This window comes from Ralstonia soli (assembly GCF_023955655.1).
Classification (GTDB): Bacteria; Pseudomonadota; Gammaproteobacteria; order Burkholderiales; family Burkholderiaceae; genus Ralstonia; species Ralstonia soli.
Genome location: NZ_JAMXHT010000001.1, coordinates 672,643 through 686,777, shown reverse-complemented (window position 1 = coordinate 686,777; position 14,135 = coordinate 672,643). Strand labels below are relative to the sequence as shown.

14 protein-coding genes are annotated in these 14,135 nt (G+C 65.6%); 6 read left to right on the top strand and 8 right to left on the bottom strand.

Going from position 1 to position 14,135, the window contains the following annotated elements; translation table 11 throughout:
* Positions 1 to 2: 2 nt before the first annotated feature.
* Positions 3 to 920, bottom strand: a complete 918-nt coding sequence (locus NG900_RS03225) for an ion channel (protein ID WP_252676620.1) — start codon at positions 918 to 920, stop codon at positions 3 to 5.
* 142 nt (positions 921 to 1,062) lie between these two features.
* On the opposite strand from NG900_RS03225, the gene ilvA reads away from it, so the two are divergent.
* The 3 genes from ilvA (at position 1,063) to NG900_RS03210 (ending at position 4,961) form a co-directional block, all read left to right on the top strand.
* Entirely contained in the window at positions 1,063 to 2,583 is a 1,521-nt protein-coding gene (gene ilvA / locus NG900_RS03220; protein WP_252676612.1) for a threonine ammonia-lyase, biosynthetic, read from the top strand.
* Positions 2,584 to 2,588: 5 nt separating this feature from the next.
* The gene (gene queF / locus NG900_RS03215) at positions 2,589 to 3,437 is read left to right on the top strand and encodes an NADPH-dependent 7-cyano-7-deazaguanine reductase QueF (protein ID WP_252676610.1); all 849 of its coding nucleotides are present in this window, start codon (positions 2,589 to 2,591) and stop codon (positions 3,435 to 3,437) included.
* 201 nt (positions 3,438 to 3,638) lie between these two features.
* Entirely contained in the window at positions 3,639 to 4,961 is a 1,323-nt protein-coding gene (locus NG900_RS03210; protein ID WP_252676608.1) for an acetate kinase, read from the top strand.
* Positions 4,962 to 4,983: 22 nt separating this feature from the next.
* Here the strand turns inward: NG900_RS03210 and NG900_RS03205 are convergent, their stop codons facing one another.
* From NG900_RS03205 to NG900_RS03185, 5 genes are all read right to left on the bottom strand, one after another.
* Positions 4,984 to 5,511 carry a hypothetical protein gene (locus NG900_RS03205; RefSeq protein WP_252676606.1) on the bottom strand — a complete coding sequence of 176 codons (528 nt, stop codon included), beginning with the start codon at positions 5,509 to 5,511 and terminating at the stop codon, positions 4,984 to 4,986.
* Positions 5,512 to 5,541: 30 nt separating this feature from the next.
* Positions 5,542 to 6,222 (bottom strand): C39 family peptidase, encoded by a 681-nt coding sequence (locus NG900_RS03200; RefSeq protein WP_252676604.1) that lies wholly within the window; start codon positions 6,220 to 6,222, stop codon positions 5,542 to 5,544.
* A 19-nt stretch (positions 6,223 to 6,241) separates the two neighbouring features.
* Positions 6,242 to 6,700: a hypothetical protein gene (locus tag NG900_RS03195; RefSeq protein WP_252676602.1), complete on the bottom strand. Its 459-nt coding sequence runs from the start codon at positions 6,698 to 6,700 to the stop codon at positions 6,242 to 6,244.
* A 127-nt stretch (positions 6,701 to 6,827) separates the two neighbouring features.
* Entirely contained in the window at positions 6,828 to 8,111 is a 1,284-nt protein-coding gene (locus NG900_RS03190) for a hypothetical protein (protein WP_252676600.1), read from the bottom strand.
* Positions 8,112 to 8,800: 689 nt separating this feature from the next.
* The gene (locus NG900_RS03185; RefSeq protein ID WP_252676598.1) at positions 8,801 to 10,516 is read right to left on the bottom strand and encodes an AMP-binding protein; all 1,716 of its coding nucleotides are present in this window, start codon (positions 10,514 to 10,516) and stop codon (positions 8,801 to 8,803) included.
* A 243-nt stretch (positions 10,517 to 10,759) separates the two neighbouring features.
* Here NG900_RS03185 and NG900_RS03180 point away from each other — a divergent pair, with 243 nt between their 5' ends.
* Complete coding sequence (locus NG900_RS03180; protein ID WP_252676917.1) at positions 10,760 to 11,269, top strand: gluconokinase; 510 nt, start codon at positions 10,760 to 10,762, stop codon at positions 11,267 to 11,269.
* Positions 11,270 to 11,292: 23 nt separating this feature from the next.
* Here the strand turns inward: NG900_RS03180 and NG900_RS03175 are convergent, their stop codons facing one another.
* Entirely contained in the window at positions 11,293 to 12,096 is an 804-nt protein-coding gene (locus tag NG900_RS03175) for a hypothetical protein (RefSeq protein WP_252676596.1), read from the bottom strand.
* Between the two features lie 63 nt (positions 12,097 to 12,159).
* Positions 12,160 to 13,119: an alpha/beta hydrolase gene (locus NG900_RS03170; RefSeq protein ID WP_252676595.1), complete on the bottom strand. Its 960-nt coding sequence runs from the start codon at positions 13,117 to 13,119 to the stop codon at positions 12,160 to 12,162.
* A 156-nt stretch (positions 13,120 to 13,275) separates the two neighbouring features.
* Between NG900_RS03170 and NG900_RS03165 the strand changes: the two genes are divergently transcribed.
* Together NG900_RS03165 and NG900_RS03160 are read left to right on the top strand one after the other, a co-directional pair.
* Positions 13,276 to 13,710: a YeeE/YedE family protein gene (locus NG900_RS03165; protein ID WP_252676593.1), complete on the top strand. Its 435-nt coding sequence runs from the start codon at positions 13,276 to 13,278 to the stop codon at positions 13,708 to 13,710.
* Position 13,711: 1 nt separating this feature from the next.
* Positions 13,712 to 14,125 (top strand): DUF6691 family protein, encoded by a 414-nt coding sequence (locus tag NG900_RS03160; protein ID WP_252676592.1) that lies wholly within the window; start codon positions 13,712 to 13,714, stop codon positions 14,123 to 14,125.
* Positions 14,126 to 14,135: the final 10 nt, after the last annotated feature.

The following is a 14,135-nucleotide window of genomic DNA, read 5'->3' as shown; positions in this document are numbered from 1 at the left end:
GCTCATTGTGCCTGCGGCGGCGCGTCGATCGGCTCGATCAGGTGGAAGTTGTCGTAGTCGACCGACGTGACGCCGCCTTCATCGCGGATGATGTCGACATAGCGGTGGTTCCAGCGGATCTCGTCATGCCGCCAGGAGTGACGCGCCTGCACCGTCTGCGCGGCGGTCTCGTCAGCGCCTTCGATGGTGAGCAGCAGCAAGGCATCGCCCGCGGCGAGCGACTCGGCGGTGGCGTTGTAGAGCGGGCTCGCCTCATCGATGACGTGCATCATCACCCAGCCGAGCAGGAAGATCGGGTGCTCGCTGCGCTCGAGCTTCAGGTCGCGGATCTTGTAGATCAGGTAGCCCTCGGGCGAGCGCTCGTCCTGCATCAGGCGCAGCCGCGCCGTGGCCTCGGCAATGACGTTCTGGCGCGCGTTGGCAGCGCGCAGCATCAATGTCGGCTTGCCGTTGAGTTGCCGCACCACCACGTTGCGCGCAAACATGATCTTGGCGCGCGGGCGCGAGAACCGCGCAAACACGAGCCCCGTCGCCATGGCAATGCCCGACATGCCGATGAAGATCTCCAGCGTGGCGATGATGTGGGCATAGAGCGTTTGCGGGTGCATATCGCCATAGCCGACCGTGGCCAGCGTCTCGACGCTGAAGAAAAACGCCCCTGCAAAGCCCGGCGGTGACTGGTTGGCAATCGGAGCATCGCCCAGTGAATACAGCCCCGCAAATACCGCGTTGAGCGTCAGGAACATCGTCGCCAGCAGCGCGAAGAAGGTCGGCCAGTTGACCTCCAGCGCGTGGTGGTAGATGTCGCGCCAGCCCAGCGGGGGCATGCCGTAGGCGATGACGTGCTGGGTACCGGACCAGATCCTGCGGCCCTGGCGCGTATCGCGGGAGGGCCGGGACGAAGACGACGGGGTGTTCATGGGAGCCTCGCGCCGATGAGGGGCCGCACCCCGTTGGCGCGGCCGGGGCAGTGTACCGACCGCCCCGCCCGTCCTGCAAGGCGGCCCCGGCGCCGCATGATAGGCTTACGGGCTATCCCCCAAGTCCAACCCGGTCCGCACCATGGCCATCGATTACCTCAAGAAAATCCTGACCGCAAAGGTCTACGACGTCGCGGTGGAAACCGAGCTCAAGTTCGCGCCCAACCTGTCGGCGCGCACCGGCAACCGCGTCTACCTCAAGCGGGAAGACGACCAGCCGGTGTTTTCGTTCAAGCTGCGCGGCGCTTACAACAAGATGGCCTCGCTCACGCCGGCCGAGCGCAAGCGCGGGGTGATTACGGCCTCCGCCGGCAACCACGCGCAGGGCGTGGCGTTCAGCGCGGCCCGCATGGAATGCAAGGCCATCATCTGCATGCCGGTGACGACGCCGCAGCTCAAGATTGACGGTGTGCGCTCGCGCGGCGGCGAGTGGGTCGAAGTCGTGCTGCACGGCGAGAGCTATTCCGACGCCTACAACCACGCTGCCAAGCTGCAGGAAAAGCACGGCTACACCTTCGTGCACCCGTTCGACGATCCGGAAGTGATTGCCGGCCAGGGCACCATCGCCATGGAAATCCTGCGCCAGCATCCGCAGCCGGTCCATGCCATCTTCTGCGCGATCGGCGGCGGCGGGCTGATCTCGGGCATCGCGGCGTATGTGAAGGCCGTGCGGCCGGACATCAAGGTGATCGGTGTGCAGAGCGTGGATTCCGACGCGATGGCGCGCTCAGTGGCTGCAGGCAAGCGCGTCGAGCTGAAGGATGTGGGCCTCTTTGCCGACGGCACCGCCGTCAAGCTGGTGGGCAAGGAGACCTTCCGTCTCACGCGCGAGCTAGTCGACGAGATCATCACCGTAGATACGGATGCGATTTGCGCCGGGCTCAAGGATGTGTTTCAGGACACGCGCAGCCTGCTCGAGCCCTCGGGCGCGCTGGCGGTGGCCGGTCTCAAGCAATACGCCGAGAAGAACAAGCTCAAGAACGAAGCGCTGGTGGCCGTGGCCAGCGGCGCCAACATGAACTTCGACCGCCTGCGCTTCGTGGCCGAGCGCGCCGAAGTGGGCGAGGCACGCGAAGCCGTGTTTGCCGTGACGATTCCCGAAGAGCGCGGCAGCTTCAAGCGCTTCTGCGAGCTGGTCGGCTGGTCGCGCAACGTGACGGAGTTCAACTACCGCATTGCCAGCAAAGACGCCGCGCACATCTTCGTGGGCGTGCAGATTGCGTCGCGCTCCGAGAGCGACAAGATTGCCGAGAACTTCCGCAAGCACGGCTTCCCGACGCTGGACCTGTCGAACGACGAACTGGCCAAGCAACACATCCGCTACATGGTGGGCGGGCGCTCGCCGCTGGCGGAGAACGAGCACCTCTATCGCTTTGAGTTTCCCGAGCGGCCGGGCGCGCTGATGAAGTTTCTCTCGAGCATGAGCCCGAACTGGAACATCAGCCTGTTCCACTACCGGAATCAGGGCGCCGATTCGAGCAACATCCTCGTCGGCATCCAGGTGCCGAAGAACGAGAAGCGCGAGTTCAAGGCGTTCCTCTCCACGCTGGGCTATACCTATTGGGACGAAAGCGAAAATCCCGTCTACAGCCTGTTTTTGTAAGTGTGATGAGCAACCACCCCGAACATTCGCCCGAGCAGTCGCCATTAGGCAAGACTTCCGCCTACAAGACGGAATACGACCCGAGCCTCCTGTTTCCGATTCCGCGCCAGGGCAAGCGCGACGAGATCGGCCTGCCCGCCGGCAGCGCCCTGCCCTTCTTCGGCGTGGACCTGTGGAACCTGTACGAGCTGTCGTGGCTGAACCTGCGCGGCAAGCCACAGGTGGCGGTGGGTACCGTGATCGTGCCAGCGGATTCGCCCAACATTGTCGAATCGAAGTCGTTCAAGCTGTACCTGAACTCGTTCAACCAGACCAAGGTGGCGTCGCACGAAGCGCTGCAGCAGCTGATCCACCACGATCTGTCGGAAGCGTGCGGTGCACCGGTGCAGGTGCGCATCGTGCCGCAGGAAGAATTTGCGCGGCAGAAAATGGGCGAACTCGACGGCATGCTGCTCGACCGCCTGGATATCGAAACCGACGTCTACCAGCCCACGCCCGAACTGCTGCACACGGACGAGGAAGAAAGCCCGGTGGAAGAAACGCTGGTGTCGCACCTGCTCAAGTCCAACTGCCTGGTGACGGGCCAGCCGGACTGGGGTAGCGTGCAGATCCGCTACGTGGGCGCGCCGATCAACCAGGAAGCGTTGCTCAAGTATCTGATCTCGTTCCGCGAGCACAACGAGTTTCACGAGCAGTGCGTCGAGCGCATCTTTACCGATATCCTGCGCCAGTGCCGGCCGGTCAAGCTGGCCGTGTATGCGCGCTACACGCGGCGCGGCGGGCTGGACATCAACCCCTTCCGCACGAACTACAACACGCCGTGGCCCGACAACACCAGGAACGCCCGCCAGTAAGCCAAGCGCCTTCGGGCGCTTTTTTCTTGCCCTGACGATCGACCAAACGGGCGTGTGCGCCTCGTCCTTTTTGTGGACGCCAACGCCCTGTCGTTTCACGCGCGCTCGCCTATAGTGATATCCGCAGTAAGCCACCCGGGGGAATCGTGAAGGGTCCGTCCGCTGTGTGCGGGCAGGACGCTCTCGACGGGGGACAGTGCCATGACGCCTTTGCCATGGTGGCCGCAGTGCGGATCAATGCATGCGGTTGCGTGCGCATGCCTGCTGCTGTGCAGCGGGCCGGTCTTCGCGCAGACCAACGAGCCGGTGGACGACAAACCACCCAGCCTGGAAGCCATCCAGCGGCAGCTTGCCGAAGCGCAGGCGCGCCTGCAGGAACTCAAGCGCTCGATCCAGCAGCAGGAAGCCCATTTGCGCAGCATGCGGCGCGCGCTCGGCATGAGCGAGCGCCAGCTCGATACCGTGCGCGGTGCGGGTGCGCCGGGCGCAGGCGCCGACGTGCCGCAGCTCGCGCAGAACGAGCAGCCGGGCAACACGCCCGTCGGCAAGCCGCCGGAGCCGCCCGACCAGCCGCCGCGCATCGCGCAGATCTTTGATGAGCCCAGCGCGCTCACGCCGCCCGGCAAGTTCGTCGTCGAGCCGTCGTTGCAGATGGCGTATTCGTCGTCCGACCGCGTGGCGCTGGTGGGCTACACCATCATCCCCGCGCTGCTGATCGGGCTGATCGACGTACGGCAGGTGAAGACCACCACGCTCACCAGCACGCTGGCCGTGCGCTACGGCCTGGCCAAGCGCTGGGAACTGGAAGCGCGCGTGCCGTACGTCTACAGCACCAGCGACACCGTCAGCCGCGAGATCTTCACGGGCACCGCGACGGACAACGCCTTCAGCTCGCACGGCCACGGCATCGGCGACGTGGAACTGACGGCGCGCTACCAGCTCAACGCGGGCGGCGTCGACAAGCCGTTCTACATCGGCTGGATGCGCTTCAAGACACGCACGGGCAAAGATCCGTTCGAAGTCACCACCGACTGCGTAACGCGCTGTGTAAGCAACACCACCGGCACCGGCCTGCCATTGCAGCAACCCACGGGCTCAGGCTTCTTCGCCGTGCAGCCGGGCCTGACGTGGCTGTTCCCGACCGACCCGGCGGTGTTCTTCGGCAGCGTCAGTTATCTGCACAACTTCGAGCGCAAGGACGTGAGCCTGAACCTGGTCGATGGCTCGAAGCAGTTTCTGGGCAACGTGAAGGCCGGCGACATCATCGGCCTGAACTTCGGCATGGGGCTGGCACTGAACGAGAAGGCATCGTTCTCGATCGGCTACGACCAGAGCATCATCGGGCCGACCAAGCAGAACGGCCAGCGCGTGCCGGGCTCGGTGCGCACCATCCTGGGCACGCTGCTGGTCGGCTATTCGTACCGGTTCTCACCCAGAATGACGATGAACCTGTCGGTGGGCGCCGGCCTCACGCGCGACACGCCCGACCTGACGGTGACGCTGCGCGTGCCGATCCAGTTCTGAGTGCGAAGCCGCGTCGGCACCTTCAGTGCAGCACGGTGGCGACGTTGGCAAGCGCTCCCTGGAGCACGTTGGCAAGATTCATCTGGCGGAACTGCGGCAGGCTGTTGACGGCCGCGTTGATGGTCGTCACGGCCTGCAGCGTCTGATTGTTCAGGGTGTTCTGAATGATGGTGGCCGCCGCAGCGGTGCCCGCCGCAATGTCCGGCGGCGCGGCATTGTTCGGCCCGTTCTGCACCAGGTTGACCGTGTTCACGACGTTGGAGAGTTGCTGCGCCTGCGCGGCCGTCATGCGCGCCACATCGGGAACATTGACCGACGCGCTCGCCACCAGATCGCCGTTGATATACACCGCGCGATCGATGCCGAACGAGATACGCAGCCCCGCGGCGGACGGCACATCAAACCCGCCACGCATATCGTCGAGCTTATCTTCGGACACGGCCTGCCATGCGTGGACGGGGTTGCCATCCATGCCGGCGCCGCACGCGTGCCCGGCCGCCGTCAGCGCGAGCCAACCGATGGCCCACGCAGCCTTGCCAAACCGCCTCATGATGCCCTCCTGCATGCCACCGGACTGCGTTCAAAAATCGCTCGGGCCATGCTTGGGGACGACGATGTTCCCCAGCCCGCTGCGATCCATCCCTTCCTCCAGCGGCGCGCGCGGCGCAACGCGCCAATCCGATGCCGCGTTGAACGTCGCCCCCGCCTCGTGGTTGTGGACGACGAACAGCAAATGGTTGTCCCACATGCTCTCGAAACTCGCACGCGGGATGGCGCGTGTGCCCATGGCCGGATCGCCCACCAGCACACGCCCTTCCTGCACGCCCTTGACCACCACGAAGTGGTGATAGCCGTTCTCGCTCAACAGCACGATGGCCGGCAGATGGGCGTCCTTCAATGCATCCAGCGGCTGCTCGAAACCGTCGGCGGCAAAGCCCTGCGACTCCAGGTAGCGTTTGATGTCGAGCAGCGAAAAACCCTCTCGCCGGATCTTCTCCTGGTTGCCATGCGTGTACATGGCCTGGAACACCACCTGCTCGCTCACCGCATAGCCGTACTGGTAAGTGAGCAGCGTCGCTACGGCGGCCGACCCGCAACTGAAGTCAAACCGCTGATGCACGGTGCGCAGGTAGCGGGCCGCCTTCATGCTCGTCACGGGCACGGCATATGTGCCGCCGCCCGACCCGAGCATGTCGATCTCGCCCGCCAGCACAGGCCCGCACACCAGTGCCATCAGCAATGCACCGCACGTCTTGCGCATCAACGCATCCTTCATGCACTCAGGGCCGGAACTGCACGTTGACGATGGTCGCGTTCTGGATCAGCACGTTTGCACCCGTGTTCTGGATGACCGTGGGGATCCCGGCGGCATTGGTGAGCGAGCCGTCGCGCACGATGTTCGACCCCGTCGCCACATTCACGGCGGCGTTGTCGCTCACGGTGCCCGACAGGCGCGCATCGTTGACGGTCTGGTAGAGATCCTGCGTGCCGCCGCGATAGCGCTCGAGCGTGTCTGCACCCACCGCATGACCCAGCCTGGGGACAAACGCAGGCACCGACACGGCTGCGGCGACCGGGGGACGCACCGCTTCCGTGTGGGTTGTCTGCGCACTGTCTGCGATCGGCGCGTCGTCCGCCGCCATCGCTGCTGCCGCCGGCCACACTGCCAGACCGCACGCCAGCAGTGACGCCACCGGCCATGCCATCCGTCCTGCTGTGGTTCTTCTGTCGGATCGCATCGAATGTCTCCTCTACGCTCCAACTGGGGCCGAGCCGCCAACGCAGCCCGGCCGGTCAACCGCTGCCTGCATGCCACAACGACATGGCACCGGCAGCGACGCTTCCCCGCTCAAGCCCGATGCCCGCTCAGTGGCCGACGTTCAGGTTGGCTTGCACGTTGACACTTTGCTGGATCAGCGAAGCGAAGCCACTGTTCTGGTTCGCAATCATGATCCCGGCAGCCGACTGGCCGACGCTGGTCATGGCATTGGACATGTTGAACGTGCCCGCATCCACCATCACTGCGCCGCCTGCACCGCCTGCACCGCCAACAGCACCGTTGCCGACACCGCCGTTGCCCGTGCCGCCTGCACCACCCGCCGCGCCCATGGCGCCCATCGCGCCCACCGCACCGTTGCCGGCGGTTGACGAGGCTGAGCCATTGGTTGCGCTGCCGTTGGCGGCTGCGCCGCCAGCACCGCCGTTGCCGGCCACGTTGGTGGCAGCACCGCCCGCCGCGCCTGCACCGCCCGTGCTGGTGCCGGTTGCCGCGCTCGTGCCGGTGCCTGCGCCGCCGGAAGCCGTCGAAGTGCCAGCCGTACCGGCGCCTCCAGCCGCACCGTTGCCGCCTGCTGCTGCGCCCGTGCCGCCGGTTGCCGACCCGCTGCCACTGTGGCGATTGGCATCGCCACCGCTGGCGCCAGCTCCGCCGCCGCTGCCGCCATGGCCGCCGGCCGCAGCGCTGGCGCTGCCAGCCGAACCGCCAAGGCCTGCCCCGAGGCTGGCCGACAGCGTGCCGGAGCTGCCGCCGGCGCCGCCATTGCCGGCGTTGCCCGTGGCGTTGCCGCCATTGGCGCCATCGCCTGCCGTGGCGCCGCCGTTGGTCGCGCTACCGTGCGTGACATTGCCGGAGCTGCCGCCCGAGCCGCCGCTGCCGCCCGCGCCGCCCGCGCCGCCATTGCCGCCGTTGCCACCCATGCCAACGCCGCCATAACCCGTACCGCCGCGTCCACCACTGCCGCCATTGGCCGTGCCGCCGTTATTGGTGGCGACATTGCCGATGCCCGAGACACTGAGGTTGGTAACCGTGCCTTCCAGCCTGGAGATGGCAATCGCCTTGCTGGTGTTGAAGGCATTGCTGAATGTCGCAGTGGAAACGCCGCCATTATTGGCAGCAGCGGTGCCATAACCCGCGGCATTCGCCCATCCAGCGTTGTCGCGGTTATTTCCCTGGCTTTGGTTGTTGTGCTGGTTGGAGTTATTGGTATTCGTGGTGGTGGTGTCTGTGTCGGTACTGGTGTTGGTAATGGTCGCTGTGTTGGTCTGGGTTTTGTTACCCGGGCCAGACGCAACGTTCCCGATATCGGCCAGTGCAACGCCAGAGACCCCCAATCCCATGGCGATCGCGGTGGCCAGTAAGGTCTTCTTCATAACGCACTCCATAAAGGTGAGAGGGGCGGTTGGAAGCGCGACCGATACGGCCGGCTCGCTCTGCCAGTGGGAAAAACATCACCCACCCCCGGGGCGCGTCGTTTGCATATTCAATGCCATCCGGCCACGCACACACGCGTCGCGTGGCTAAGCAATTGAAAACGCAAGGAATCAAAAAATCGCCGCGCGATAGGTCGCGGACAATCGTGTCAGGACCTCGTCATTTCGGCCGAGCGATTGACGGCATTCGGTTGCAGTGCTGTAACACCCGTTCCGGGCCGAATGCACCCACCGGCGTTCCACCATCGGCCGAAGATGCAGACGCCGCCCGCCGATCGCCATCACGCTGGTGTTTGCGGACGCCCGTTCGCGAGAGGTTTCACCATGGATACATCGGCGCCTTCCGACTCACATTGCGCGAGCGGCCGATTCCTGACAGCGTGCATCCCGTGATGCACTTGGTGCGTGAGCACGTCACCGCGCGCCGGCCGGTGACCGCGCCCACGTGGAGCGGGCCGCCGGTGGCTCGCGAGTGCTCCCTATCGGCAAGACACGTGCGGGAACCGCGTCTTGATGCGCAGCCCGTGACATCGCCAAGCGCAGATACAAACATTGCGCGCGGCAAGCATCGTCATGGCAACGACATGCCGCGCGCAACGGGTTCGCATTTCAGCCGCGAAACTGCAGGCTCAAGCGGTGGCCGATACCGTCAGCTTGAGCTCTTCGATCATGCGGTCGCGCATGACGAACTTCTGTACCTTGCCCGTCACCGTCATCGGCATCTCGGTGACAAAGCGGATGTAGCGCGGGATCTTGTAGTGCGCGATCTGGCCCTGGCAGAACGTGCGGATCTCGTCTTCCGTGGCCTGCTGGCCGGGCTTGAGCACGATCCACGCGCACACCTCTTCGCCGTACTTCGCATCGGGCACACCGAACACGTTGACGGCCTGCACCTTGGGGTGGCGGAAGAGGAATTCTTCGATCTCGCGCGGGTACACGTTCTCGCCGCCGCGGATCAGCATGTCCTTCACGCGGCCGACGATGTTGCAGTAGCCCTCGGCGTCGAAGGTTGCCAGGTCACCCGTGTGCATCCAGCCGTCGTGGATGGACTCGGCGGTCTTGGCCTCGTCATCCCAGTAGCCGAGCATGACCGAATAACCCTTGGTGCAGAGTTCGCCCTTCTCGCCCACCGGCACCACCTCGCCCGCGCCGTCCACCAGCTTGACCTGCAGATGCGGCTGGATGCGGCCGACGGTGGTCACGCGCTTGTCGAGCGGGTCGGTCACGGCACTCTGGAACGACACGGGGCTCGTCTCGGTCATGCCGTAGGCGATGGTGACTTCGCGCAGGTTCATCTCGGATACCACGCGCTTCATCACCTCGATCGGGCAGGGCGAGCCGGCCATGATGCCGCCGCGCAGGCTCGATACGTCAAAGGTCTTGAAGTCCGGATGATCAAGCTGCGCGATGAACATGGTCGGCACGCCGTGCAGCTGCGTGCAGCGCTCTTGCGCCACGGTCTGCAGCGCGGCGAGCGGGTCGAACGCTTCGCCCGGGAACACCATGCACGCGCCGGTGGCCGTGCACGTGAGCACCGACATCACCATGCCGAAGCAGTGATACAGCGGCACGGGAATGCACAGCCGGTCGCCCGCCTGAAGGTTCATCGCCATAGCGACGAAGCGCGCGTTGTTGACCACGTTCATGTGCGTGAGCGTGGCGCCCTTGGGCGCGCCGGTGGTGCCGCTAGTGAACTGGATGTTGATGGCGTCGTCGGGCGACAGCGTGTTGGTGATGGCATCCAGCGCTTCAACAGGTACACCCTTGCCGCGCGCGATCACGTCGGCAAAGTTGATCATGCCCGACGTGCTGTCCTCGCCCATCCGGATGACCCAGCGCAGCGCGGGCAGCTTGGCAGCGTGCAGTGCACCAGGCTGCGCGGTCGCCAGTTCGGGCGCCAGCGTCTGCAGCATCTCGAGGTAGCGTGAGGTCTTGAACGCTTCGGCCGCCACGATGGCCTTGCAACCGACCTTGTTGAGCGCGTATTCCAGCTCCGAGAGCCGATACGCCGGATTGATGTTGACGAGAATCAGCCCCAGGCGCGCGGTCGCAAACTGCGTGAGCACCCATTCATGGCGGTTGGGCGACCAGATGCCGATGCGGTCTCCGCGCTCCAGCCCCAGCGCATGCAGGCCCGCGGCCAGCGCGTCGACCTGCTCGGCAAAGGCACGCCACGTCCAGCGCACGCCCTGCTCGCGGAACACGACCGCCTCGTCATCAGGGTATCGGCGCACGGTCTCCGCCAGCAACGCCGAGACCGTCACGTGCGCCAGCGGCACCGTCGTGTCGCCCACTACGTACGATGCGTTGTTGCGCGGTCGCGGGTCGAAAACTTCACCAGCCATGGATGTCTCCTCCAATCAACGTTGGCCCTTTTGAGGCCTTGTTTTGAACGATTTGTAACCACTGCTTTGCCCGCAATTTGACGCAGCTTGACGCTTTTGGCAATCCGCTCCCAGACGAACAATGATGCGGAACAAATGCTGCGCCGCAGCAGCAAAAGTCGGCGTCCGCCGCCGCCAACGCGCTAACATGCCGGCCTGACGTTCTGCGCGTGGGTGCGCGCTTTTCTGCACGTAGGAATGACGATGATCGTAGTAGTGATGGGTGTCTCGGGTTGCGGCAAATCCACGGTGGGCCAGAAGATCGCCGAGCGGCTCGGCTGCGCTTTCCGTGATGGCGACGAATTCCACAGCGATGCCAACCGCGCCAAGATGCATGCCGGCATTCCGCTGGGCGATGACGACCGCAAACCCTGGCTCGAATCCATCCGCGCCTACATGGACGAGATGACGAGCGGCGGCCGCTCGCTGGTGGTCGCGTGCTCCGCACTCAAGCAGCGCTACCGCGACGTGCTGCGTGGCACCGCGGCCAACACCGAGTTCGTCTATCTGAAGGGCGATTTCGAATTGCTGCAAAGCCGCCTGTCGGCCCGCAAGGACCACTTCTTCAACCCCAATCTGCTGCGCAGCCAGTTCGATGCGCTGGAAGAACCGACCGATGCCATCGTCGTCAGCATTGCGCTGGCGCCCGAGGCCATCGTCGACCAGGCTGTGGCGCAACTGCAGGCACGCGCCGCGCACCGCCCGGCAGCCTGACGTCCCGGCACGCAACCCGTGCGCTAACTGCGCATGAGCTGCTGCAGCACGGCTTGCACGTCACCATTGCAGACGCGGCTCATGCGCTCCTGCTCCTGCTGCGTATCGATCTGCTCGTGCGCCTGCAACCCCAGTTCGATCAACGATTGCACGCGCGGCAACCAATGCCGCGTCAGCGCCGTCTGCAGATCGTCGGCAATGCGATCCGGGTCGCCAAAATAAAGCCGGCCGCCATACGCGCGTTGGATTTCCCTGCGGATCATTTCAGCGGCGTGCGGCAGCACTGCGCGATTGACGGCCACGTGCCGCAGCTCGTGTTCGCGGATGGCGTTGTACGCGCAGGAGCCAGGGACAAACTCGCGCGCCACCGCCACACGAAAATCGTTCACGATCAGCTCCACCTCGACCGACGGCCGCAGGCAGGTCGTGGGCGGTTGCGTGGGCAAGGCCAGGTAGCGCGTACTGACGCCAAACTGCGCGACAAGCGTGGCGTAGGTCTTGCCCAGGACCCGCGCGGCCCGGTCATAGGGCGGCGCCTCGGCGGTCAACTGGTCGACCGTGCGGTCGTTGGAAAAGCGCAGCGGTGTTTCGCTGGCATGCACGGTCACCTGCATGGGGCCCAGCTTCTCGTCGCAGACCTTGAGCCAGTACGCCTTGGGGCCCGGCATGCTGACCGGCACGCCCACGGCGCCCGGGCCGGTTGCCGCGGCAACGGGCTCGACAGGTTCGAACCGCACCTTGGCCAACCATGCGCGATGGTGCCGGGTCCACACGCCCGCGCCCGCCACAGCCACCAGCATCAATCCCAAGACCACCACCCGACGCATGCTGGGCTCCCCGTTCTCGCCTCCCTGCCGGCCTGCCAGGTCTTGCGATAGGCGCCGGTGGGGTCATGCCGGTGTCAGTTCCGCCGGTTCTCGTTTCTCGTGTTGGGCGGCAACCAGCGCGCGGATCTGCGCGCCCGATTGCCTGAGCGCAAAGCGCGCCTCCGGAAGGAAAGGATAGAAGATCGGCCACACGTGCGGAAGCCGGCGGCCCATTTCTACCGAAACGGATACCCCGGCGGCCCGCGCGCGCTCGGCCATTCGGAGGGTGTCGTCGCGCAGCACCTCGCTCGTGCTCACATAGCAGTGCAGCGAGGGCAGGCCCGTGAAATCGGCATACAGCGGCGAGGCGAGCGGATGGTCGGTCGGCGCACCGGAGTCGCCGAGGTACAGCGCCGCGCCGTGGGCCATCCAGGCACCGCGGAACATCACATCCGATTCGTCGTTGTCAATCAGGCTCTGGCCGGTGGCGGCCAGGTCCGTCCATGGCGAATAGAGAATCGCGCCGGCCGGCAGGGGGTCGCCCGCATCGCGCAGGGCCACGAGCAGCGCCAGCGCCAGGCCGCCGCCGGCAGAATCCCCTGCCACCACAATGCGCGACGGCGCCACGCCCCGCGCCACCAACGTGCGATACGTGAAGAGCGCATCTTCCACCGGTGCCGGAAACGGGTGCTCGGGCGCGAGGCGGTAATCCGGCACGCACACGCGCGCCCGCGCATGCGTGGCCAGGCCGATGGTGATGGGGCGATGCGTGCGCGGGCTGCAGAAGAAGTAGCCACCGCCGTGCAGGTAGAGCACCACGGGCGCATCGTCGTGCAAGTCGGGATCGGCGGGTTCGATCCACTCACCGGTCAGGCCATGGTTTGCAGCCACGATGCGCCAGTCCGCCGGCAGCTCCACCGGCGAGGGCATCTTGCGCTTTTCGGCATGCAGGCGCGTGGCGACGGGGTCGAAGGGCTCCCGCTCGGTCGGCTTCTTGACCTGGTTTCGCACCATCCACGAGACGACCCAGTTCTGCCAGCTCATCGCGCGACCCTCCACAGCAAAACACCAGCCTAGCGAGGATGCGCTGCCCAGACAATCGGTTCGGACCCTGTTTAAGCCAAGGGCTGTCTAGGGGGCTGACAAACAATCTACAAATTTATATATTATAAGAAGCTTAATTGACGCTTCCCCCTCCTCATGTCGATCGACTTTGCACATTTCACGCCGGGCGCCGCCCTCGCCGGCGGCCTGATCATCGGGCTGGCGGCCGCAGTGCTGGTGCTGGGCAATGGCCGCATCGCCGGCATCAGCGGCATCGTGGGCGGGCTGCTGCAGCGCCCGCGCGGCGATATGGATTGGCGCATTGCCTTCCTGATCGGGCTGATCGGCGCGCCGGTCATTGCCGGGCTCCTCGGGCACCCCGTCGTGCCGGACATCGCGGCCGGGTGGGGCGAAGTGCTGGCGGCGGGGTTCCTGGTCGGCCTCGGCACACGCTACGCAGGCGGCTGCACGAGCGGCCATGGTGTGTGCGGGCTGTCGCGCGGCTCGGCGCGTTCGCTGGTGGCGACGCTCACGTTCATGGCTGCGGGCATCGTCACGGTGTTCGTGGTTCGTCACGTGGTGGGGGGCTGACATGGGGATCGTGATTGCGCTCATCGCGGGCCTGCTGTTTGGCGCGGGGCTCATCGTGTCGGGCATGGCTAATCCGGCCAAGGTGCTCGGCTTTCTGGATCTGTTCGGCCATTGGGACCCGTCGCTCGCGTTCGTGATGGCCGGGGCCATTGCCGTCGGCACGGTGGCCTTCTTCATGGCCCGGCGGCGCGGCCGCTCGTTGCTCGGATCGTGGATTCAATGGCCGGCCGCGATGGGCATCACCAAGCGGCTGGTGCTCGGCAGCGCGGTCTTCGGCATCGGCTGGGGGCTGGCGGGATTCTGCCCGGGGCCCGCACTGGTGGCGCTGGGCGCGGGCGTGCCCAAGGCCATCGGCTTTGTCGCGGCCATGCTGGCGGGCATGGCCGTCTTCGGCTGGCTGGAACGCAATCGCTAGCCAAACCGCA